The organism is Stenotrophomonas sp. YJH_SMC_4 (genome assembly GCF_059371575.1).
Map to the genome: position 1 here is coordinate 118398 of NZ_JCAFUR010000001.1, position 23110 is coordinate 141507.

At 66.9% G+C, this 23110-nt stretch carries 18 protein-coding genes and 1 pseudogene; 10 read left to right on the forward strand and 9 right to left on the reverse strand.

The window, feature by feature from the left end:
* The first annotated feature begins 19 nt into the window (after positions 1-19).
* From AC5P9F_RS00705 to AC5P9F_RS00715, 3 genes are read left to right on the forward strand one after another with little or no spacing between them, the layout of a single operon-like run.
* Positions 20-901 carry a CorC family transporter gene (locus AC5P9F_RS00705; protein ID WP_005412794.1) on the forward strand — a complete coding sequence of 294 codons (882 nt, stop codon included), beginning with the start codon at positions 20-22 and terminating at the stop codon, positions 899-901.
* A complete protein-coding gene (locus AC5P9F_RS00710; protein WP_005412793.1) occupies positions 898-2148 on the forward strand; it encodes a lipoprotein N-acyltransferase Lnb domain-containing protein in 1251 nt (416 codons plus the stop codon). The genes AC5P9F_RS00705 and AC5P9F_RS00710 overlap by 4 nt, the downstream gene beginning before the upstream one ends.
* A 6-nt stretch (positions 2149-2154) precedes the next feature.
* Positions 2155-3177: a magnesium and cobalt transport protein CorA gene (locus AC5P9F_RS00715; protein WP_005408825.1), complete on the forward strand. Its 1023-nt coding sequence runs from the start codon at positions 2155-2157 to the stop codon at positions 3175-3177.
* A 206-nt stretch (positions 3178-3383) separates the two neighbouring features.
* Here the strand turns inward: AC5P9F_RS00715 and AC5P9F_RS00720 are convergent, their stop codons facing one another.
* The 4 genes from AC5P9F_RS00720 to AC5P9F_RS00735 form a co-directional block, all read right to left on the reverse strand.
* Positions 3384-4748 (reverse strand): NAD-dependent succinate-semialdehyde dehydrogenase, encoded by a 1365-nt coding sequence (locus AC5P9F_RS00720; RefSeq protein WP_049417555.1) that lies wholly within the window; start codon positions 4746-4748, stop codon positions 3384-3386.
* Positions 4749-4831: 83 nt separating this feature from the next.
* On the reverse strand, positions 4832-5674 hold the full coding sequence (locus tag AC5P9F_RS00725) for an ABC transporter permease subunit (protein WP_005408823.1): 843 nt from the start codon (positions 5672-5674) through the stop codon (positions 4832-4834).
* Positions 5671-6603, reverse strand: a complete 933-nt coding sequence (locus AC5P9F_RS00730; protein ID WP_005408822.1) for an ABC transporter permease subunit — start codon at positions 6601-6603, stop codon at positions 5671-5673. Before AC5P9F_RS00730 ends, AC5P9F_RS00725 begins: the two co-directional genes overlap by 4 nt.
* Positions 6600-7736, reverse strand: a complete 1137-nt coding sequence (locus AC5P9F_RS00735) for an ABC transporter ATP-binding protein (RefSeq protein WP_005412791.1) — start codon at positions 7734-7736, stop codon at positions 6600-6602. Before AC5P9F_RS00735 ends, AC5P9F_RS00730 begins: the two co-directional genes overlap by 4 nt.
* Before the next feature lie 273 nt (positions 7737-8009).
* On the opposite strand from AC5P9F_RS00735, the gene AC5P9F_RS00740 reads away from it, so the two are divergent.
* Complete coding sequence (locus tag AC5P9F_RS00740) at positions 8010-9410, forward strand: flavin-containing monooxygenase (RefSeq protein WP_005412790.1); 1401 nt, start codon at positions 8010-8012, stop codon at positions 9408-9410.
* Between the two features lie 38 nt (positions 9411-9448).
* Here AC5P9F_RS00740 and AC5P9F_RS00745 read toward each other — a convergent pair whose 3' ends face one another.
* From AC5P9F_RS00745 to AC5P9F_RS00755, 3 genes are all read right to left on the reverse strand, one after another.
* Entirely contained in the window at positions 9449-10558 is a 1110-nt protein-coding gene (locus AC5P9F_RS00745) for a polyamine ABC transporter substrate-binding protein (RefSeq protein WP_005408819.1), read from the reverse strand.
* Between the two features lie 91 nt (positions 10559-10649).
* On the reverse strand, positions 10650-12047 hold the full coding sequence (locus tag AC5P9F_RS00750) for a glutamine synthetase family protein (protein WP_005408818.1): 1398 nt from the start codon (positions 12045-12047) through the stop codon (positions 10650-10652).
* Positions 12044-12805: a gamma-glutamyl-gamma-aminobutyrate hydrolase family protein gene (locus tag AC5P9F_RS00755; protein WP_005412789.1), complete on the reverse strand. Its 762-nt coding sequence runs from the start codon at positions 12803-12805 to the stop codon at positions 12044-12046. The genes AC5P9F_RS00750 and AC5P9F_RS00755 overlap by 4 nt, the downstream gene beginning before the upstream one ends.
* A gap of 161 nt (positions 12806-12966) precedes the next feature.
* On the opposite strand from AC5P9F_RS00755, the gene AC5P9F_RS00760 reads away from it, so the two are divergent.
* The 5 genes from AC5P9F_RS00760 (at position 12967) to AC5P9F_RS00780 (ending at position 19638) form a co-directional block, all read left to right on the forward strand.
* The gene (locus tag AC5P9F_RS00760; protein WP_005412788.1) at positions 12967-14244 is read left to right on the forward strand and encodes an NAD(P)/FAD-dependent oxidoreductase; all 1278 of its coding nucleotides are present in this window, start codon (positions 12967-12969) and stop codon (positions 14242-14244) included.
* Positions 14245-14294: 50 nt separating this feature from the next.
* Positions 14295-15899 (forward strand): MASE1 domain-containing protein, encoded by a 1605-nt coding sequence (locus AC5P9F_RS00765; RefSeq protein WP_005412787.1) that lies wholly within the window; start codon positions 14295-14297, stop codon positions 15897-15899.
* A 198-nt stretch (positions 15900-16097) separates the two neighbouring features.
* Positions 16098-17651 (forward strand): MASE1 domain-containing protein, encoded by a 1554-nt coding sequence (locus tag AC5P9F_RS00770; RefSeq protein WP_043034387.1) that lies wholly within the window; start codon positions 16098-16100, stop codon positions 17649-17651.
* A gap of 96 nt (positions 17652-17747) precedes the next feature.
* A complete protein-coding gene (locus AC5P9F_RS00775; RefSeq protein WP_005408813.1) occupies positions 17748-19091 on the forward strand; it encodes a diguanylate cyclase in 1344 nt (447 codons plus the stop codon).
* 85 nt (positions 19092-19176) lie between these two features.
* Positions 19177-19638: a bacteriohemerythrin gene (locus tag AC5P9F_RS00780; RefSeq protein ID WP_004151683.1), complete on the forward strand. Its 462-nt coding sequence runs from the start codon at positions 19177-19179 to the stop codon at positions 19636-19638.
* Here AC5P9F_RS00780 and AC5P9F_RS00785 read toward each other — a convergent pair.
* Complete coding sequence (locus tag AC5P9F_RS00785) at positions 19619-20911, reverse strand: MFS transporter (protein WP_174842179.1); 1293 nt, start codon at positions 20909-20911, stop codon at positions 19619-19621. The genes AC5P9F_RS00780 and AC5P9F_RS00785 overlap by 20 nt on opposite strands.
* Positions 20912-21067: 156 nt before the next feature.
* Between AC5P9F_RS00785 and AC5P9F_RS00790 the strand changes: the two genes are divergently transcribed.
* Positions 21068-21709, forward strand: a complete 642-nt coding sequence (locus AC5P9F_RS00790) for a hypothetical protein (RefSeq protein WP_005408810.1) — start codon at positions 21068-21070, stop codon at positions 21707-21709.
* Positions 21710-21789: 80 nt separating this feature from the next.
* Here the strand turns inward: AC5P9F_RS00790 and AC5P9F_RS00795 are convergent.
* Positions 21790-23079 (reverse strand): annotated as a pseudogene (locus AC5P9F_RS00795) (aldehyde dehydrogenase family protein); the annotation flags it as partial.
* Positions 23080-23110: the final 31 nt, after the last annotated feature.

A 23110-nucleotide genomic window follows, 5' to 3' on the forward strand; every position in this document is an offset into this window, starting at 1 on the left:
GGGTGCCTTTTTTCCAGAGATGTCAGAAGACGACAGTAGTAGCTCCCCTGCGGAGCACAGTGAAAAGAAGCGCGGCTGGCTTGAACGCCTGACCTCCGCCTTCTCCGGCGAACCCCATACCCGCGACGAGCTGGTCGCTGTCCTGCACACCGCGCAGGAAGAGGGTCTGATCGCCGCCGATACCCTGAAGATGATGGAAGGCGCCATTTCGGTGTCCGAGCTGACCGTGGGCGACGTGATGATCTCGCGCTCGCAGATGGTCTCGCTGCCGGTTGAAGCGCCCTTCCTGGAACTGATGAAGCAGGTGGTCGAATCCGGCCATTCACGCTTCCCGGTACACGGCGAGAACAAGGACGACATCCTTGGCATCCTGCTGGCCAAGGACCTGCTGCGCGGCGTGGTCGCCGACAACGGTCCGGCCAACGTGCGTGAGCTGCTGCGCCCGGCGGTCCTGATCCCGGAAGCGAAGAAGCTCAACGTGCTGCTGAAGGAATTCCGCCTGTCGCGCAACCACATGGCCATCGTGGTGGACGAGTACGGCGGTGTCGCCGGCCTGGTCACCATCGAGGACGTGCTGGAACAGATCGTCGGCGAGATCGACGATGAGCATGACGAGGCCGAGGATCCCTCGGCGCAGATCGCGATCCAGTCCGACGGCCAGTACGTGGTCGACGCGCTGACCCCGATCGGCGACTTCAACGAGCGTTTCGGCGCGACGTTCTCCGACGAGGACTACGACACCATCGGCGGCCTGGTCACCGAGGCCGTGGGCCACCTGCCGGAAGTCGGTGACGAGCTGGCGCTGGACCGCTTCATGTTCCGCGTGGCCCGCGCCGATGCGCGCCGGGTACAGGCCTTCCACGTGACCGTGCTGCCGCCGGACGCGCAGGACGACGCTTGAAGCGCCGCGGCCTGATCCTCATGGTGTGGCTGGCACTCTACGTGCTGGCCTTGGCCCTGCCGCTGGCCGCCTTCGCGCAGCCGGCGCCGGCCACACCTGCCGTGCCCGCGGCCAGCGCTGAAGCCCCTGCTCCGCGCATCGGCGTGGTGACCATGCAGCCGGGCACGGTGTTCTTCGAACGCTTCGGCCATGACGCCATCGTGGTGGTCGATCCGCTCAGCGGTGAAGCGACCTCGTACAACTTCGGCTACTTCGATCCGTCCGAGGACGATTTCATCAGCCGCTTCGCGCGCGGCGACATGATGTACTACCTGGTGGCGCTGCCGCTGCAGCAGGACCTGTCGTACTACGACGAGACCGGCCGTGGCGCCAGCGTGCAATGGCTGGACCTGCGCCCGGACCAGGCGCGCTCGCTGGCCGCCGGCCTGGCCGAGCGGGCCAAGCCGGAAAACGCGCGCTACCACTACGATTACTACACCGCCAACTGCGCCACGATGGTGCGCGACACGCTGGACAAGGCGCTCGGCGGCGGCCTGCAGTCGCAGCTGTCGGGGCGCTCGCGTGGCAACACCTATCGCAGTGAATCGGTCCGTCTGGCCTCGCCGGCACCATGGATGTGGCTGGGCTTCGATGTGGGCCTCGGACCGTTCGCCGACCAGCCGCTGTCGCGCTGGCAGGAAGCGTTCGTCCCGATGCGCCTGGCCGATGCCCTGCGCCAGGCACGCAACAGCGATGGCCGGCCGCTGGTGCAGTCCGAACAGGAACTGTTGCCGCACCGCATCGATCCGGAGCCGAAGGAGTTCGCACGCCGCTGGTGGCCGTGGCTGCTGTGCGGCCTGGTGATCGCCGCTGGCGTGCTGGCGCTGCGCAACCGCCCGCGCCTGCTGGCCGGGCTGGCCCTGCCGTTCTGGCTGCTGTGCGCCCTGTTCGGTGGCGTGCTGGTGTTCCTGTGGGGCTTCAGCATCCACTACGCTGCATGGGCCAACCGCAACCTGCTGCTGCTTTCGCCACTGGCCGTGCTGCTGCTGCCGGGCGCGATCGCACTGCTGCGCCGGCGCGTGCCGGGACGCATGTTCAGGATCGTGCTGTGGCTGCTGGCGGTACAGGCGGTGGCCGCGCTGGTGCTGCACTGGCTGAGCCTGCAGGCGCAGTACAACGTGCAGTGGATCGTGCTGCTGCTGCCGGTGCACGTGGCACTGGCGTGGGTGCTGGCGCGTCGTCCTCACTTGTCCGAAACACGGCCCTGACGCACGATGGCGGGCATGTCATTGCCCGCCTCCGCTTCCGCCCCCGCTTCGGCCAACCCTACCTGCGTCATCAACTGCGTCCACTACGATGACGAGGGCAAGCGCCACGACATCAGCCTGGATGCCATCAGCGATGTCATTGCCAGCGGCAACGGCTTCGTCTGGGTCGGCCTGTACGACCCCAACGAAGACGTGCTGCTGAAACTGCAGGAAGAATTCTGCCTGCACGACCTGGCCATCGAGGATGCGCGCAATGCGCACCAACGGCCCAAGGTCGAGACCTATGGCAACTCGTTGTTCGTGGTGGTGACCACCGCGCAGATGGTCGACGAACGCATCCAGTATGGCGAAACCCATGCCTTCCTCGGCCCGCGCTTCCTGGTGACGGTCCGCCACGGCGCCTCGCTGTCCTACGCGCCGGTGCGCGCACGCGTCGAGCGCGAGCCGCAGCTGCTGAAGATGGGCCCGTCGTACTGCCTGTACGCGGTGACCGACTTCGTGGTCGACAACTACCTGCCGATCGTGCACCGCTTCCGCGACACCCTGGACCTGCTGGAAAAGGACATCTTCGCCGACACCTACAAGCGCAGCACGGTGGTGCGGCTGTACGAGCTCAAGCGCGAACTGAACAAGATGCGGATGGCGGTGGCGCCGTTGCAGGACGTTCTGGCGCAGCTGCGCCGCTACCAGGGCGAACTGATTCCCGATGAAGTGAAGCTCTACGTGCGTGACGTGCATGACCATGCGGTGCGCATCAGCGATGTGATCGACACCCTGCGCGAGATGCTGGGCACCGCGCTGAGCGTGAACCTTTCGCTGGTGACACTGGCGCAGGGCGAGACGGTCAAGCGGCTGGGCGCCTGGGCTGCCCTGCTCGCCGCGCCGACGCTGATCACCAGCTGGTACGGCATGAACTTCAGTCACATGCCGGAGCTGAGCGAACCCTGGTCGTACCCGCTGATGATTGTTGGCGTGGGCGGTGTGTGCGTGGGGCTGTACCGGTTGTTCAAGCGCGCGAAGTGGTTGTAGCGCGTATCGACCAACGGTCGATACCCACCAAGCACGTGGGCGTCGATACCCACCATGCACGGGGGGGCGTCGATACCCTGCAATCCGGTAGGCCACGACCGTTGGTCGTGGCGCATGGCCCGCTTCTGGTAGTGCCGGCCGCTGGCCGGCAACCCGGCAATGCCGGCCGGCGGCCGGCGGCCGGCGGCCGGCACTACCGTTCGGGATCAAGCCACGTAGACGGTCTTGATGTTCATGAACTCATGGATGCCATGGTCGGCCAGCTCCCGACCGAAACCGGACTGTTTGCTGCCACCGAACGGAAGCCGCGCGTCGCTCTTGACGATGGCGTTGACGAACGCCGCACCGCATTCCATGCGCTGCGCGAAGCGCTCGCCGCGTACCGGATCGCCGGTCCACACGCTGCCGCCCAGGCCGAAGCGGGTGTCGTTGGCCACGCGCAGTGCCTCGGCCTCATCCTTGACCCGGATCACTGCGGCCACCGGCCCGAACAGCTCCTCGTCATACGCCGGCATGCCCGGGCCGACCTGGTCGAGCACCGTGGCCGGATAGCCGGCATGGGTGCCGGCAATCGGCTCACCACCGATCAGCACCCGCGCGCCCTTGGACACGCTGGCCTGCACCTGCTTGTGCAGTTCGTCACGCAGGTCGGCGCGAGCCATCGGCGCCAGCGTGGTACCGCGCTCATCGGGATCGCCGTACTGGCGCTCGCCCGCCGCCTGTACAAAGCGACGGGTGAATTCATCGGCCACCGCCTCGACCACGATGAAGCGCTTGGCCGCGATGCAGGTCTGCCCGCTGTTGTCGAAGCGCGACTTCACTGCCGCGGCCACGGTCTTGTCGAGGTCGGCATCGTCGAGCACCACGAAGGCATCGCTGCCACCCAGCTCCATCACCGACTTCTTCAGCTGGCTGCCGGCATTGGAGGCGATCGAGCGCCCTGCCCGCTCGCTGCCGGTCAGCGTCACCGCCTTCACCCGTGCGTCGCGCAGCACGTCGGCGGCCTGGTCGTTGTCGATGTGCAGCACGTCGAACACGCCATCAGGCAGGCCGCCGTCACGGCACACCGCCAGGATCAGGTCGGCGCACTGCGGCACGTTGCTGGCGTGCTTGAGCAGGGCGACGTTGCCAGCCATGAACGCCGGGGCGAGGAAACGGAACACCTGCCAGATCGGGAAATTCCACGGCATCACCGCGAACACGCAGCCGATCGGCTCGTAGCGCACGTAGCTGCGCTGGGCTTCGGTATCGATCAGCTGCGGCTTGAGATAGTCGGCCGCGTGATCGGCATAGTACTCGCAGGCGGCAGCGCACTTGTCGACCTCGGCCAGCGCCTCGGCCTTGAGCTTGCCCATCTCGTGGGTCATCGCCTGCTGCAGGTCGTCGCGCCGCGTGCGCAGCTGCGCGGCGATCTGGCGCAGGATGGCGCCGCGGTCCTGCAGCGAGCGATCTGCCCAGCCCGGAAACGCATCGGCAGCGGCCTGCAGGCGCTGCTCGATGTCGGCTGCGCCCATCAGTTCATGGCGGTAGGTCACCTGTCCGGTGGCCGGGTCGACGATCTCGACGGTCATGGGGGATCTCCATCTGGAAGACCCCCATTGTGCGCCGCCGGCTGTGAGCCGGGTGTTGCCGGCGTTGTCGGCAGACCGTGTCCTCAGCCGTTATCCTGCCGCGCCAGCTGCAGGTCGCGCTGGCGCCGCTTCTCGGCGCGGGCGTTGATGTACCAGCCGATCACCGCGGCGATCGACACCGCCGACACCAGCAGCGTGGCCAACGCGTTGATCTTCGGGCTGATGCCCATGCGCACCGAGGCGAACACCTTCATCGGCAGCGTGGTCGAGCCCGGCGTGGCGACAAAGCTGGCCACCACCACGTCATCCAGCGACAGGGTGAACGCCAGCAGCCAGCCCGCCACCAGCGCCGGCGCGATGATCGGCAGGGTGATGCGGCCGAACACGGTCAGCCGGCTCGCACCCAGGTCCATCGCCGCTTCTTCCAGCGACAGATCCATCTCCTGCAGCCGCGAGGACACCACCACGGTGACGAAGCACAGGGTGAAGGTGACGTGGGCGATCCAGATGGTGGCCAGGCCGCGTGCCGGGAAGCCGGGAATCGCGCCCATCGAGGCCAGCAGCGCCATCAGCGAGAAGCCCAGGATCACATCCGGCATCACCAGCGGCGCGGTCACCAGCGCGCCGAACAGCGGCTTGCCGCGGAAGCGCTTGAAGCGGGTCATGACCATCGCTGCCAGCGTGCCCAGCACGGTGGCCGTGCAGGCAGTCCAGAACGCCACCACCAGGCTGGTCCACATCGCATCCATCAGCGCGCGGTCGGCGAACAGGTCGCTGTAGGCACGGGTGGAGAACCCGGCCCAGACCATCGCCAGCCGCGAGCTGTTGAACGAATAGAACATCAACAGCAGGATCGGCAGGTACAGGAAGGCGAAGCCGAGCAGCAGCACGCCCAGCCCCAGGCCCTTTGCGCTACGCGGGCTCATGCCTGCTTCCCTTCCAGCAGGCGCTGCTGGGAACGGTTGAACAGCAGGATCGGCACCAGCAGCAACAGGATCATCGCCACCGCCATGGCCGAGGCGCCCGGCCAGTTTCGGTTGTTGAAGAACTCGTTCCACAGCTGGCGGCCCACCATCAGCGTCTCCGAGCCACCCAACATTTCCGGGATCACGAATTCACCGATGGCCGGAATCATCACCAACATGCAGCCGGCGATGATGCCCGCTTTGGACAACGGCAGGGTGATGCGCAGGAACGCCTGCCACGGCTTGGCACCGAGGTCGTAGGCCGCTTCCAGCAGGCGGTGGTCATGCTTGACCAGATTGGCGTACAGCGGCAGCACCATGAACGGCAGATAGCAGTAGACGATGCCGATGTAGGCGGCGGTCGGGGTGTCGATCAGCTGCAGTTTCGGCAGGCCCATCGACGTCATCAGCGTCTGCAGGCCGGTGAACTGCAGGAACTGGTCGAGCAGGCCGTTGCGGTCCAAGATCGCCTTCCATGCATACACGCGGATCAGGAACGAGGTCCACGACGGCAGCACCACCAGCATCATCGCCACGTTGCGCGCGGCGGGCGACAGGCGCGCGATGGCATAGGCCATCGGATAGCCGATCAGCAGCGTCAGGAAGGTCGAGATCGCCGCGATCCTGATCGAGCTCAGGAACGCCTGGGCATAGATCGAATCGCGGAACAGCGCCAGGTAGTTTTCCAGGTTCAGCTTCAGCGAGAAACCGCCATCGGCGTACTGCAACAGCCAGGTGTACGGCGGCGAGCCGACCCGGCTGAGCGAGAAGCTGATCATCAGCACGATCAGGAACGGCACTGCGAAGAACAGCAGCAGCCACAGGTACGGAATGCCGATCACCGTGGCACGCAGCCCCGGCAGCCAGCGCTTCAGGCCGGCGGTGCTCATGAGGTGAGCACCACGCCGTCGTTGTCGCGCCAGTGCACCCACACCTCGTCGCCCCAGGTGAGGCCATCACTGGCCCAGCGCTGCGAATTGGCGAAGTTGGCCAGTACCTTGGCGCCGCTGGGCAGGCGCACGTGGTAGACCGAATGGCTGCCGAAGTAGGCGATGTCCTCGATCACGCCCTGGGCCTTGTTGGTGTGCCCTTCCGGTTCGTCCTTGCCGATCATCACCTTCTCCGGGCGCAGCGCGAACGCGACGGGCTGCCCTTCATAACCGGTGATGCCATGGGCGATGTAGATCGGCGCCGGGAACAGCGGCGAGCGTACGGTCACGTACTCCGGCAGGTCCTCGTCGATCACCCCGTCGAACAGGTTGACCGAACCGATGAACTCGGCGACGAAGCGGTTGGCCGGCTGCTCGTAGACCTCGTCCGGCTTGCCGACCTGCTGGATCCAGCCGGCATCCATCACCGCGATGCGGGTGGCCATGGTCATCGCTTCTTCCTGGTCGTGGGTGACCATCACGCAGGTCACGCCCGACGATTCGATGATGCTGACCAGTTCCAGCTGCATCTGCGAGCGCAGCTTCTTGTCCAGCGCGCCCATCGGCTCGTCCAGCAGCAGCAGCTTCGGCCCCTTGGCCAGCGACCGCGCCAGCGCCACGCGCTGCTGCTGGCCGCCGGACAGCTGGTGTGGCTTGCGCTTGCCCAGGTGGCCCATCTGCACCAGGTCGAGCATCTCGCCCACGCGCTTGCCGATCGCATCCTTGCCCAGGCCATCCTGCTTCAGGCCGAAGGCAATGTTCTGCTCGACCGTCATGTGCGGGAACAGCGCATAGGACTGGAACATCATGTTGACCGGCCGCTGGTACGGCGGCAGCGCGTCCAGGCGCTGGCCATCGAGGGTGATGCTGCCCTTGGTGGGCGTCTCGAAGCCGCCCAGGCAGCGCAGCAGGGTCGATTTGCCACTGCCGGAGCCACCGAGCAGGGCAAAGATCTCGCCCTTGCGCACGTCCAGGTTGACGTCGTCGACGGCGACGAAACCGTCGAATTCCTTGCGCAGGTCACGAATGGAGAGATAGCCGGGCACACCGGTCGTGTCGACGACGGCGGCTACCGGCTGGGCTTCAACGGGCATGGGGGCTCCGGGAGCGGGCGGTGGACAGCGGCCGCCATTCTAACGGCCGGGGGGCCCAGGGGATATGACGGCGGCAGGCGGAAGCGGCCGCTGGCCGGCTCCGGGGGCCCCAGGAGTGTCGGTTTTCCCCCGCCATGGTGGCCTGCCCGCGCAAAGGCCCGGGCTCCCCGGGACGACCCTGCGGCCGTCCCGGCCAGACACCACAGGCGACGCCTCGATCTGCAACGTTTTTCAGAACCGGATCTGTTGAAGGCCCGGGGCATTCCCCGCGCAATGGCCCTGATCAAGGCCTTGCATGGACCCACACTGGTGATTTCCCCGGACAGCCCCTCCCCTTTCCCGCCCCGCCTGCCCGGCTCCCTGCCTGCAAGGCTGCCGCTGGTCATCATCGGCGCCGGCCAGGCCGGGTTGTCCCTCAGCGCGCTCCTGCAGGAAGCCGGCGTCGAGCATCGCGTGCTGGAGGCCGAAACCGTAGGCGCCAGCTGGCAGCGGCGCTGGGAGTCGTTCCAGACCAACACCGCCAACGCGACGATGGCCCTGCACGGCCATGCCTATGCGGGTGACGACCCGGAAGGCTTCATGGGCGCCCCGGAGGTGATCCGGCACCTCCGCGACTATGCCCACGAGCGTTCCCTGCCGATCAACGAGGGATGCGGGGTGCATCGGGTTGGGCCTGGGCCCGGTGGCTACGCCATCCACAGCAGCCAGGGGCTGATCCATGCCCGCGCAGTGGTGGTCGCCACCGGTGAATACCGCCGCGCACGGATGCCCCGGGTCCCGTTCGCGCCCGCGCCAGGCCTGACCGTGCTGCACTCGGGCGACTACCGCAGTGCCCGCCAGCTGCCCGATGGCGCCGTGCTGGTCATCGGGGGTGGGCAGTCCGGCGCGCAGATCGCCCAGGACCTGCGCGACAGCGGTCGCAGCGTGCACTGGTCACTGGCCCAGCGGCATTCGCATACCCGCCGGCTGCGCGGCAAGGACTCGATGACCTGGTGGGACATGGCCGGGCGCATCCATCAACATGTGAGTGAAGCGGCGGGCGTACTTGCCGGGGAACCGGATGCACTGCGCAAGGCCCGCACCGCAGAGTTCCCGCTTATTTCCGGCAAGGGAAACGGTGGCCTGGGCAGCTCGATCAGCCTGCTGGCGATGCACCGCGCGGGCATCAGGCTGCTGGGCCGGTTGCAGGGCTTCGATGGAAACGTCGCCCGCTTCGCCGATGTGCGCCCGCAGCTGCGTACCGCGATCGAGGCCACGCAGGCCGAGTACGCCTATCTTGATTCGCTGGCCAGCGCGTACTACGCCACGCGTCCCGAGCCACGCACCGACGATGCCCGCTACATTCCGGAGGAGGTCTATCTGCACTGGGAGCCGGACGCCGCCCCGCGTGAACTGGATCTGCAGGCGGAAGGCATCCGCTCGGTGGTGCTGGCCACCGGCTTCGTCGCCGAATGGCCCTGGCTCGACGTACCGGGCGCGCTGGATGCACATGGCTACCCGCTCGGCGACTTCGGTGTTTCACCGCAACCGGGGCTGTTCTTCATCGGCATGCACAACCTGCAGCGGATGAGTTCATCGTTCCTGTGCAACGGCGGTCGCGATGCACGCGACCTGCTGCCTGCCATCCTGCGGCACCTGGGCCGAAGCGGGAGTACCGGCATCGACCCAGGGTAAGGCAGCCGCCGGGCATGACCCGGCGGCACCAGGCCGGCTCAACGGCCGGTCTTCACCTCGGTCCACAGCCGGGTGTAGAGCTTGTCGGTTTCCGGCGTGTTGATCGAGTACGTGAACATCTTCGCGGCCACGTCGGCCGGCGGGTAGATGGTCGGGTCGGTACGGATCGCCTCATCCACCAGTGGGGTCGCGGTCGGCACCGGGTTGGCGTAGTGGATGAAGTTGGTGTTGGCCGCGGCAACCTTCGGCTGCAGCAGGTAATTGATGAAGGCGTAAGCGGCCTCCGGATGCTTGGCGTCCTTCGGGATCGCCAGCATGTCGAACCACTGCGGGGCGCCTTCCTTCGGGATCGAATAGGCCACGTGCACGCCATTGCTGGCTTCCTCGGCGCGGTCGCGGGCCTGGATGATGTCACCCGACCAGCCGACCACCAGGCAGGTGCCGCCATTGGCCAGCGAACCCACGTACTGCGAGGAGTGGAAATTCTGCACGTACGGTCGGATCGACTTCAGCAGGTCGGCCGCCTTCTGCAGCTCGGCCGGGTCACCGCTGTGCGGGTCCAGGCCCAGGTAATGCAGCGCGATCGGGATCATGTCGGCCGGCGTGTCCAGGATGGTCACGCCGCAGTCCTTCATCTTGCTGATGTTCTCCGGCTTGAACACCAGGTCCCAGCTGTTGGCGATGTCGGTGCTGCCACCGAAACGCTGCTTCAGCATCTCCACGTTGTAGCCGATGCCGGTGGTGCCGATCATGTACGGCACGCCGTACTGGTTGCCCGGGTCCTGGGTGGCGATGCGCTTCATCACCGCCGGATCGAGATTGGCCAGGTTCGGGATCTTGCTCTTGTCCAGCGGCAGGAACACACCGGCCTGGATCTGGCGACCGAAGAAGTTCAGGGTCGGCACCACCACGTCGTAGCCGCTGTTGCCGGCCAGCAGCTTGGTCTCGACCATCTCATCGCTGTCGAACACATCGTAGGTCACCTTGATGCCGCTCTCCTTCTCGAAGGTCGGGATGGTGTCCTCGGCGATGTAATCGCTGTAGTTGTAGACGTTCAGGACCTGGCTGTCCTGCGCGCCGCCATTGCCACCGCCACAGGCGGCGAGCATGGCGGAGGCCAGGCCGAGCGTGAGGATACGCAGCTTCATCGGGTGCTCCAGAATGCGGGAAGGGGGGCCGGCGGTGCCGGCGACGGGTGCCAGCCTACCCCCCGGCGGCGGATTTTTCTATTCCGGATGCTCAGACGTTCAGCAGCAGGAACTCGCGCTCCCACGAGCTGATGACACGGAAAAAGGTCTCGTATTCCTTGCGCTTCACCGAGATGTAGGCCCGGCAGAAGCGCTCGCCCAGCAGGGCCTGCAGTTCGCTGCACTGCTCCAGCCCATCCAGCGCTTCGCCCAGCGAGCGCGGCAGGTTGTAGCCCAGTTCCTTGGCGCTGCCGGTCACCGGCGCATCCGGTGCCAACCGCTCGCGGATGCCCAGCAGGCCGCAGGCCAGGGTCGCCGCCATCGCCAGGTAAGGGTTGGCGTCGGAACCGGCGAAGCGGCTCTCCACGCGCATGTTTTCCGGCGTGTCCAGCGGCACGCGCAGGCCACAGGTGCGGTTGTCGAAGCCCCAGTGCACGTTGCTCGGCGAGACTTCGCCGAACACCAGCCGGCGGTAGGAATTCACGTTCGGCGCGAAGAACGCCATCGCCTGCGGCGCGTACTTCTGCAGGCCGCCCAGATAGTGGCCGAACACCGGGCTGAACTCGCCTTCGGCATCGGTATCGCCAGCGAACACATTGCTGCCGTCGCTCACCCGCACCAGGCTCTGGTGGATGTGCATGGCACTGCCCGGCTCGTTCTCCATCGGCTTGGCCAGGAAGGTGGCATACACGCCGTGGCGCATCGCCGCCTCGCGCATGGTGCGCTTGAACAGGAACACCTGGTCGGCCAGGTCCATCGCATCGGCATGGGTGAAGTTGACCTCCAGCTGCGCCGCACCGGATTCGTGGATCAGCGTGTCCACATCCAGCTTCATCGCATCGGCGTAGTCGTACATCAGGTCGAGGATCGGGTCGAATTCGTTGACCGCATCGATCGAGTACGACTGCCGCGCAGTTTCCGGGCGCCCGGAGCGGCCGGCCGGTGGCAGCAGCGGGAAGTCCGGGTCGGTGTTCTTCTGCACCAGGAAGAACTCAAGCTCCGGCGCCACCACCGGGCGCAGGCCCAGCTCGGCGTAGGCCGCCAGCACGCGGCGCAGTACGTTGCGTGGCGCCAGCTCGTGCGGCTCACCGTTCTTGGTGTAACAGTCGTGGATGACCTGCGCGGTGGCGTCGGCCGCCCACGGCACCATGCGCACCGTGTCCGGATCGGGACGCAGCATCATGTCCGAGTCCGACGGCGAGGTCAGCTCGTAGTAGTCATCAGGGAACTCGCCGGTGACGGTGGTGGCGAAAATGCCTTCGGGCAGCCGCGTACCGTAATCATGCGAGAACTTGTCGGCGGGAATGATCTTGCCGCGCGCGTTGCCGGTGATGTCCGGCACCAGGCATTCGACCTCGGTGATGCGCCGCTCCTTCAGCCAGCGCAGCAGGCTGCTTTCCTGCGGTGCGGGGGGCGTAGCCGTCTTGCGCGGGCGCGTTCGGGAACTCATCGGGAATCCAGTCGGTTCTGTTGGTGCTGCCGGCAAGCTTGGCCGAACGCACGGAAAATAGCGTGATAGAACGGCGAGTCCATGACACGCCACTCCGGGTGCCACTGTACGCCGAGCACGAAACGATGGTGTGGGCTGCGCGCTGCCTCGACCAGTCCATCATCGGCCACGGCCTCGACCTGCAGCCCGTGTGCCAGTCGGTCGATGCCCTGCCCGTGAACCGAATTGACCTGTGCGCGGTCACCGCCTTGCCACTGCGCCAGCCAGCCATCCGCCGCCAGGGCGACCGCATGGGCCGGCCCGTACTGCACATCAACCGGCGCCTTCGGGTCTTCACGATGATCCGAAAGACCGGGCGCCGCGTGCACCTGCGGATGCAACGTGCCACCCAGCGCAACGTTCAGCTCCTGCAGGCCGCGGCAGATCGCCAGCACCGGCAGGTCCAGCGCCAGCGCCTCGTGCAGCAGCGCGAACGCGTTGGCGTCACGGGCCGGGTCATGCGGATTGCCCGGCCAGCTGCGACCGCCGTCGTAATGCTGCGGTTCGATGTTGCTGACCGCACCGGTCAACAGCAGGCCATCGAGCCCCTGCAGCCAGTCGCCGGCCGGCAGCGGCGGCTGCACGCTCGGCAACAGTACCGGGGTCACCTCGGCGGCTTCGGCCAGCGCGCGCACGTACTTCTCGCCGGCCACCGCGAAACGGTGATGGCCGAGCACGGTGCTGTCGGTGGGCAGGCCCACCCAGGGCAGGCGGCGCATGGGAAAACTCCTTGGCGTGCCGACACGTTACCCGCCGTCCGGCGAAGGCGGCAAGTCGTCGCCGTCACACCATGGCTGTCACGCATCGGCGAAACTACTCGGGTGAATGCTGATCGTCCTCCCCCGCTCTCCTCCACCGCACTGCGCCCGCGAGGCCTGCGGTGAGTGCCGCGTTCCCGCCCAGCTGGTATGCCGCCAGCCTGCCCGAACCACCCGTGCTGCCCCCGCTGCAGGGCGAGGTTCAGGCCGATGTCGCCGTGCTTGGTGCGGGCTACACCGGCCTGACCGCGGCCCTGGAACTGGCCTCACGTGGCCAGCGCGTGGTGGTGCTGGAGGCGCAGCGGATCGGTTGGGGCGCGTCCGGCCGCAATGGTGGCCAGGCGCTGGTCGGCTACGGCTGCGAGGTGGACGAACTGGAGCGTCAGCTGGGTCGTGATGATGCACGCCACCTGTTCGACTGGTCGCGCGACGCGGTGCAGGCGATGCGCACGCGCATCGATCGCCACCGCATCGACTGCCATTGGGTTGAAGGCCACGCCAGCGTGGCCATCCGTGAACGCCACGAGCGTGACCTGCACGCCAACTGCGAGCACCTGCAACGCCACTACGACTACCCCATGCAGTGGTGGGGCCGTGACGCTCTGCGCGCGCAGCTGGACAGCCCGCGCTACCGCGCCGCGATGTTCGACCCGCTCAGCGCACACCTGCACCCGCTGGCGTATGCACGCGGTCTGGCCGATGCAGCGCGCGCGGCAGGTGTGGTCATCCACGAGGATTCGCCCGTCGTGCGCATCCAGCGCGGGCCACGGCCGAGCCTGCACACTGCCCAGGGCAGCGTACGCGCCATGCATCTGGTGGTGGCCGGCAATGCCTGGCTGCAGGGCCTGCTGCCCGAGCTGGAGCGGCGGATCATGCCGGTCGGTACCTATATCGGTGCCAGTGAGCCACTGGGCGCAGAACGTGCCCGCGCCCTGATCGGCAACAACATGGCCGTGGCCGACACCGCCTGGGCACTGGACTACTTCCGCCTCAGCCACGACCACCGCCTGCTGTTCGGCGGCCGCGCCAGCTACTCGGCACTGCCCCCGCCCGGCCTGCGCGGGGTGATGCAGCGACGCATGCACGACGTCTTCCCGCAGCTGGCCGACGTGGTGCTGGACCAGGTCTGGGGTGGCTACGTGGACATCACACGCAACCGCGCCCCGCACTGGGGCCGGCTGGACGGCAACCTGTACTTCGCGCAGGGATTCTCCGGCCATGGGGTGGCCGCCGCCGGACTGGCCGGCGAGGTGATCGCCGCCGCCATCGCCGGCCAGAGCGAGCGTCTGGACGTGTTCCAGCGCCTGCGGCATGCGCCCTTCCCCGGCGGCCGGCTGCTGCGCACGCCCCTGCTGGTGGCGGCGATGTCGTGGTACAAGCTGCGGGATGCGTTGTGGTAGCGGGGCCCTTCCCAGCCACATAATCGGCGCAGGAGCTGGGGAGCACGTGGATGCAGTGGTGGAAAGACGGCCTGCTGGTGAGGATACGGGTCAGCCCCGAAGGGCTGGCGCTGGCGCTGCTCTATGCCCTCGCCTGCTGGAGTGCGCGCAAGCTGTCACTGGACCAGTTCTTCCTGCCTGCCGGCGTGCGGGTGGCCGCGCTGTTGCTGTGTCCGCCCCGTCTTTGGCCCTACCTGCTGATGGGTGAATACGCCTACTTCGCGCATCTGCGCATCCCCCTGATCAGCAAATACAACCTGACCTGGGTAATCCTGGCCTCGGTGTTCCTGATGCCTGCCGTGATGCTGATCGTGCGCCTGCACCGGAAACTGCTGGCACGCACCACGATCGTCGGCGTGATCTCCATTGCGGTATGCGCCGCGACGGTCATCAGTCTGCTCAACCTGGGAATCTCGTACCTGCTCTGGGAGCCGTTGCAGAACGCGTCATTCATCACCAACGTATTGCGCTATGCGCTGGGAGACTTCACCGGCATCCTGATCCTGGCACCCCTGGCATTGCTGTGGATCCGCCGCGCCGAGGAAAAATGGACAACCGGGTCTGTCGCGGCCACGGTCGCAGCACTCGGCGCCATGCTGGTCATTGGCCTGCAGGCGACGCCGGTACCGGCCTCGATCACGGCCCCCGGCTCGCTGCAGCTGCTGTTGATCCTGCCTATTCCCGCGATCGCCCTGACCTGCCTGCTGGGATGGCGCGGTGCGGCCATCGGTGTCGCCGCCGTCAACATGATTCTTGGCCTCAGCACCCCCGCCGACCATCCGACCGCATTCGACCCGGCTACCTTCGCTACCCAGCAGGCCATGGCCATCGCCAGCATCGCCCTGCTGTTGCTGGGTGCGCGCATCACCCACTTCCAGAACCAGCACCGGCTGCGCGAGGAAGATGGTAGAGCGGCCCTGCAGCTTGCGCGGAATTCACACCTGGCCAGCGAGATGGACCTGCGTGAGCGCGCGGCCCATCTGCGCCAGCTGGGCGATGGCATGGACCTGTCGCTGAACGAAATGGTGAACTGGCTGCATGCGCAGGGTCATCACGCCGTGGCCGACAGCCTGCGGCATACCTCGGAGGTGCATTCGCGCCTGTTCCGGGCCCAGGCCAGCATGATCTATCCCGCCGCCCTGGAACAGCTGGGCCTGTACGTGGCGTTGCAGGCTGGCGGGGTGCGCGAGGCATGGAATGCTACGCATCGCATCGGCCAGCCGAGGTTGAAGGGTGACCCCTGCGCACTCGGGGTCGGCCTGCAGCTTGCTGCCTATCGACTCGTGGTCGATGCGGTCTCGCTTCTATTGAAGTGCGAGTGTGGACAGATCTCGGTCAGTATCCGCTGCGGAAGCTCCATCCGGAAGCGTGGTGCCTTCATCTGCGTGGCTCTTCTGGACCGCCACGCATCACTGGGAAGCCGTGCAAAGGCGCTGGCAAACGAGCAGCTGCTGGGCCGAGTGCTCGCACACGCTGGCCACATGGACCTGAGTGGCAACAGGCTCAGGATGGTGTTGACCGAAGCACGGGACGCTCCCCGCCAGGCAGGCGCTACTGAAGCCTTGAGGGAAAGCACACGCTCCATGGACGCTGGCGCCCCCCGGGCCGCGATCTGACTATCCCGGTGAAAGGAGCTGCAGATCATTGCGCGAAAGTGATCTTTGGTCGGCGCCGAACCCACCCCGTCAGGATCTGGCGCCGGCGTGCAATTGCGCCCCCCTGCTTCCATCGATACTGTCATCCAATGGCGCGTCATGGCGCGTTCAAGCAACCCGCACGGCCGCTGCCATGTCACGAGCAAGGGAGGCTCGGGTTTGGACCGATTCAAGAAGGCAGTTGAACTGAGCTTCCGTATCCGGCCAGCCGGCATCGCACTCGCGGCCGTCTATGCGCTGAGCTGCCTCGGCTCGCGTCAGTTTTCGCTGGATCAGTTCTTCCTGCCGGCGGGCATCCGCGCAGCGGCACTGCTGATCGTCCCGACCCGCCTGTGGCCCTACCTGCTGCTGGGCGAGTACGCGTACTTTGCAACGCTGCGCATCCCCATGATCGACACCTACGGCCTGGATTGGGTCATCCTGGCTTCGACGCTGCTGATGCCGATGGCGATGCTGGTGGTCTACCTGCATCGGATGAGAATGCCGTCCGAAGCAGCCACCGGTCTGTGGCTGCTGTCGCTGTCGTTCTGCACAGCGTTGTTCGTGCCGGGTCTCAACCTGGGCATTTCATATGTCCTATGGTCGAACCCACCACCCAGCAACCTGCTGGACGCGGTCGACCGGACCATCTTTGGCCACTTCGCCGCCATCATCACCCTGGTGCCGTTGGCATTCCTCTGGTCGCGGCGGCAGGCCGACCCCGGTTGGACAGACCGTTTCGTCGCCCCTACCGCCTCGGCGATCCTGGTGATGCTGGTGCTGGGCCTGTGCATGCAATTGACACGCGCCGACGCCCACACGACGCGGACACACATGGTGCTGCTGGCCGCCCTGCCCGCCATCGCCCTGACCTTCATGCACGGGTGGCGCGGCGCAGCCATCGCGATTCCGTTGTTGAACCTCCCCCTGCACGGCGCAACGCCCAGCACTGGCCTGCCTTCCTCGTTCGACCTGGGCACGTTCGCCACCCAACAGAACATGGCGGTGATGAGTGTCGCACTGCTGGCACTCGGTTCCAGCATCAGCTATCACCATCAGCGCGCCCGGTCCCGCGGCCTGGCCGAGGCAACCACGCTGCGCCTGGCACGCGGCTCACTTCAGACCAGCGAGCGTGAGCTGCGTGAACGGGCCGTCCACCTGAAGCACCTGGGCGAGGGCATGGACAATTCGCTCAGCGAGATGGTCAGCTGGCTGAAGTCCCAAGGCCACCATGCGGTCGCAAACAGCCTGCAGCACGCGTCGTCGGTACATTCACGGCTGTTTCGCGAACAGGCCAGCCTGGTCTATCCCACCGGACTGGAGCAGGTCGGGCTCTACATCGCGCTGCAAGCCGGCGGTGCATGCGAAATCTGGAACAACACGCATCGCGTCATTCCACCCAGGCTGGCGGGCAATCCCTGCCTGCTGACCGTGGATCTGCAACTGGCCATCTATCGCTCGCTGATCGAGGCGGTTTCACTTCTGCTGGAACTGGAAACCGGGCAGGTCTGCGTGCGCGCCCGAAGCGGTCGGGCAGGCAAGCATCGCGGCATTGTTGCCGTGGTGAGCCTGCTCGACCGTGGTTGCCCGCTTTCCACGCGTACCACCCAACAGGCCGTCGAGCGCCTGGCCGGACGGATGCTTGCCTACGGCGGAACGGTCCACTGCCGCGGCAATCGGCTGCGGCTGGTCCTGCATGAACCGATCACCCACGCGTCGCCAGCGGCGGCCTGACGCGGAATCTGGCCCGGCGCGCAACGTTCGCCGCTAAAGTTACACCCGAAACCGCCGTTATCCGTGCCGAGCCCCTCCCTCGTGAGCCACCGCATCATGCCCGTCCTGCCGCAGGCCGCCGTCGATGGCGACCTGGCCGATCCGCTGCCGCAGCGGATCCTGCTGGTCGAAAACTCCCGCGCCTTCACCGGCATGCTGCGCGAGGCCATCGAGCAGCGCCTGGAACTGCCGGTGGTGATCGCCTCCACCCTGGCCGAGGCCGACCGCCTGCTGAGCGAAGGTGGCGGCTGGTTCCTGGTACTGACCGGGCTGGTCCTGGCCGATGGCGACCGCGACGCGGTGGTCGAGTTCTTCCTCAAGCGCGACCTGCCCACCGTGGTGGTCAGCGGCGTCTACGACGAGGACCTGCGCAAGCGCGTGCTGCAGCAGCAGATCATCGACTACGTGCTGAAGAACACTCCCGGCAGCATCGATTACCTGGTGTGGCTGGTGCAGCGGCTGGAGCGCAACCGGCGCATCGCCGCGCTGGTGGTGGACGACTCACCGTCCGCGCGCGGTTACGCCGCAGCCTTGCTGCGCATGTACGGCCATGAGGTGCACGAAGCGGCCGATGGCAACGAAGGCCTGGCCGCGATCGAGGCGCATCCGGCGATCCGCCTCGCCGTGGTCGACCAGGAAATGCCGGGCATGCAGGGCGTGGAGTTCACCCGCCGCCTGCGCACCCTGCGCTCGCGCGACAAGGTGGCGGTGATCGGCATCTCCGGCAATACCGATGCATCGTTGATTCCGCGCTTCCTGAAGAACGGCGCCAACGATTTCCTGCGCAAGCCGTTCTCGCGCGAGGAATTCTTCTGCCGGGTCTCGCAGAATGTGGACCAGCTGGAGCTGATCGGCACCCTGCAGGACCTGGCCACCCGCGATTTCCTCACCGGCCTGCCCAACCGCCGCTGCTTCCTGGAGCAGAGCCAGCGCCAGCTGCCGCAGCTGCAGCTGCACGGCCAGTGCGTGGCGGTGGCGATGATCGACATCGACCACTTCAAGCACATCAATGACACCCATGGCCACGAAGCCGGCGACGATGCGCTGCGCGCGGTGGCCGGCGCGGTGGCCACGCATGCACGCAGCCACGACCTGATCGCGCGCTTCGGCGGCGAGGAATTCTGCCTGCTGGTGCCGGACATGGAGCAGGACGAGGCGCTGCTGTACTTCGAGGAGCTGCGCCAGCGCATCGCCGCGCTGGAGGTGGACATCGGCACCGCCACGCTGCGCATGACGGTCAGCATCGGGCTGTGCTGCCTGCGCCCGCAGCGCGATGCACTGCACCGGCTGATCTCCGAAGCCGACCGCCAGCTGTACCTGGCCAAGGCCGGTGGCCGCAACCGGGTCAGCTGCACCACGGTCGCCAGCCCGCTGCGCCCACGCGAGCCGGCGCTGCCCTGACCGGTACGCTTTGATCCAGATCAACGCCGCCCGCGCCGGGCGGCTCTACAGTCGGCCCCGACATACGCATGAAGGGGAGCCGGGGATGGCACTACTGGTCTGGCAGGATGATCTGAACATCGGCATCGATGTGATCGACCAACAACACCGCCGCATCATCGAAATGCTCAACCACCTGCACGTGGCCCAGGCCAGCATGCAGCGTGCCGCAGTGGGTGAAGTGATCGACGAGGTGGTGGACTACACCATGTCGCACTTCGCGTTCGAGGAAGAGCTGATGGAGGAAGCGGGCTACCCGTTCTGTGCCGCGCACAAACGCGTGCATGAGGTCTTCATCAAGCGTGTCTCGGAGTACCGCATGCGCTTCCAGGCCGGCGAGGACATCAGTGACGAGCTGCGCACCATGCTCTCGCGCTGGCTGTTCAACCACATCCGCGGCGACGACCAGGCCTATGCCGAACAGGTCAAGGCGCACCTGAACCAGTTCGCCCGCGAACACCAGGGCGGCGGCTGGCTGGGTCGCACGCTCAAGCGCTTCTTTGGTTGAGCCGCAGCGCGCGCCGGTGCAGTGCCACCAGCGCGCACAGGGTGGCCACCGCAGTCAGGCACAGGTAGTAGCCGACCGCGACCAGGCCGAAGCGTTCGGCCAGCCAGGTGGCCAGGTACGGCGCCGGTGCCGCACCGAGGATGCCGGCCAGATTGAAGGACAGCGAGGCACCTGTGTAGCGCACCTCCACCGGGTAGATCTCGGCCAGGAAGGTACCGCAGGGGCCGTAGGTCAGCCCCATCAGGAACAGGCCCAGGCACAGGAAGGCGGTGACCAGCCACGGGCTGTGCGGCTGGAACAACGGTGCGAACAGTACGCCGAAGCCGACGATCAGTACGCTGGCAACAATCATCGTGCGCCGCGTGCCCCAACGGTCGCCATAGCGCGCCGACAGCGGGATGCCCAGCGCGAAGAACAGCATGCCGGCCATCTGCATCAGCAGGAACTGCTCGCGGCTGTAGCCCAGCACCGCGGTGCCATGGCCGAGACTGAACACCGTCATCAGGTAGAACAGCACGAAGGTGGCGAACGCACCCAGCGTGCCGAGCAGCATCGGTACCGGGTGGTCACGCAGTACCGTCCACATCGGCAACCGCACCGGCGCCTTGCGCTCCAGCGCCTTCTTGAAGTCCGGCGTCTCGTGGATGTTCAGGCGCACCCACAGGCCGAGGCCGACCAGCAGCGCGCTGGCCACGAACGGAATGCGCCAGCCCCACTGCAGGAAGTCGTTCTGGCTCAGGCAGCGGCCGAGCACGAGGAAGATGCCGGCCGACAGCAGGAAGCCGAGCGGTGCGCCCAGCTGCGGGAACATGCCGTACCAGGCGCGCTTGCCCGGCGGCGCATTCTCGGTGGCCAGCAGCACCGCCCCACCCCACTCGCCGCCCAGCCCCAGGCCCTGGCCGAAGCGGCACAGCGCCAGCAGCGCCGGCGCCCACAGCCCGATCTGCGCGTGGGTCGGCAGCAGGCCGATCAGCACCGTGGACAGGCCCATGGTCAGCAGCGCGGCGACCAGGGTGGCCTTGCGGCCGATGCGGTCGCCGAAATGGCCGAACACCGCCGAGCCGACCGGACGCGCGATGAACGCCACCGCGAAGGTCGCCAGTGACTGCAGCAGGGCCGCCTGCTCACTGCTGTCCGGAAAGAACAGGTGCGGGAACACCAGCACCGCGGCCGTGGCGTAGATGTAGAAATCGAAGAATTCGATGGTGGTGCCGATCAGGCTGGCCAGCAGGACACGACGGGGGGAATTCACGGGCGGCGCGGCAGCAGTGATCGTCGACATCGGCAACACGGGTAACGGCGGATCGCCCGATTCTGCCACGGGCCGATGGCCGCACGGGACGATGGTTTCAGCCGACACCGATGCCAACGGAATTTTTCCGGCCGCCGGCTAGGCTGCGCCACCGGTCCCTGCATGGATGCCTTGCCCATGGCTGCAGTTGCGTTGTCATGCTCCGATTCGCCGAAGCTGCCGCGGATGGCGGCATGGCTGGTGGTACTGCTGATGCATGGCGGGCTCGCTCTGTGGCTGCTGGACAGCGGCCGGATCGAACTGCGTAGCGGTGAGGGCCCGCGGATCTCGCTGCATTGGCTGCCACCGGAACCGCCGGCGCCGGTACCTCAACAGCCCGCCTTGCCCTCCGCAAAGATGATGCGTCCGGCCGCATCGATGATGCCCCGCCCTGCCCCGGTTGCACAGGCAGAGAGCGCCCTGCCTGCCCCGGGGAACGTGGCTGCAGTGGCGCCACTGATCCTGAGCCTGCCTGCGGGCAGCATCGACGGCGGTGACGGCATCAGCGCAGCTGGCGTGGCGCCTCGCCTGATCGGTCGGCGAGAGGTCCATCCTGCGTTCGGGCCTCGCCGCAACTACTTCCGGATCCGTCGGCAGATGAGCCCCGAGCAGATCGTGCATGGCGTGGCGCAACTGCTGGGGCTGTGGCCGCCGGGATACATCGTCGACCCGTGCGAACTGGGCCGGCAGGACATGGATTACTTCCAGAATGCCGTCGAAGAAGCCGACCGCGACATGCTGCGTGCGGCAGTGCTGCAGGTGAGTGCCCGCTGCCGGTAGCTCGACGGCTGTCTGCCTTCTGTAGAGTCGAGCAAGGCTCGACGCTACGAAGAACGAACAGCGGTCAAGCAGCCACGTCGTTACAGCTGGATCCAGGTGGCCTTGATCTCGCTGTACTTGTCGAACGCATGCAGTGACTTGTCGCGCCCATTGCCGGACTGCTTGTAGCCACCGAACGGTGCGGTCATGTCGCCACCATCCCAGCCGTTCACCCACACGCTGCCGGCGCGCAGCTGGCGTGCGACACGATGGGCGCGGCCGAGGTCGCGTGTCCACAGGCCCGCCGCCAACCCATAGCGGCTGTCATTGGCCACGCGCACTGCCTCCGCTTCATCCTCGAAACCAAGTACCGCCAGCACCGGGCCGAACACCTCCTCGCGTGCCAACGCGTGGTCCGGACGCACCTGGTCGAACACCGTGGGCTGCACATAGCAGCCGCCGGCCTCCACCTCGGCCCGATGGCCGCCGAGCAGCAGGCGGGCGCCCTCGCCTTCGGCCCGTGCGATATCGGCCAGCACCTTGTCCACGTGCGCGGCATCGACCAGCGCGCCCATCGGTGCATCGGCCTCCAGTGGATGCTGCGGCTGCATATGCTGGCCGTAGGCAATCACCTGGTGCACGAAGTCCTCACGGATCGAGCGCTGCACCAGCAGCCGCGAGCCGGCGGTGCAGACTTCGCCCTGGTTGAAGAAGATGCCCTGCGCCACGGCCTTGGCCGCTGCGTCCAGGTCCGGTGCGTCGGCGAACACCAGGTGCGGGCTTTTGCCACCGCATTCCAGCCAGACCCGCTTGAGGTTGGACCGTCCCGCATGCTCCAGCAGCTTCGCGCCGGTGGCGGTGGAACCGGTGAAGGCCAGCACGTCCACATCCATGTGCAGCGCCAACGGTTCACCGACGCGCGTACCGTGGCCTGGCAATACGTTCAGCACGCCGTCCGGCAGGCCCGCCTCAGCGGCCAGCGCGGCCAATCGCAACGCACTCAAGGGCGACCGCTCGGAAGGCTTGAGCACCACCGAATTGCCAATGGCCAGCGCAGGCGCGATCTTCCAGCAGGCCATCAGCAACGGAAAGTTCCATGGCACGATCGCTGCGACCACGCCGGCTGGCTCGCGCGTGACCAGGCCCAGCTCGTGTGGGCCAGTCGGTGCGACTTCGCCGTACAGCTTGTCCACCGCTTCGGCGGTCCAGCGCAGGCAGCGCACCACGCCGGGCAGGTCGATACGGCGTGCGTCGCGCACCGGCTTGCCCATGTCCAGGGTTTCCAGCAGGGCCAACTCATCAGCGTGCTTTTCCACCAATACCGCCAAGGCCAGTAACACCCGCTTGCGATGGGCCGGGCTGGCCTCTGACCAGTGGCCCGCGCGGCCGCTACTCCGCCGTGACGTGGCTGCGCTACATTTC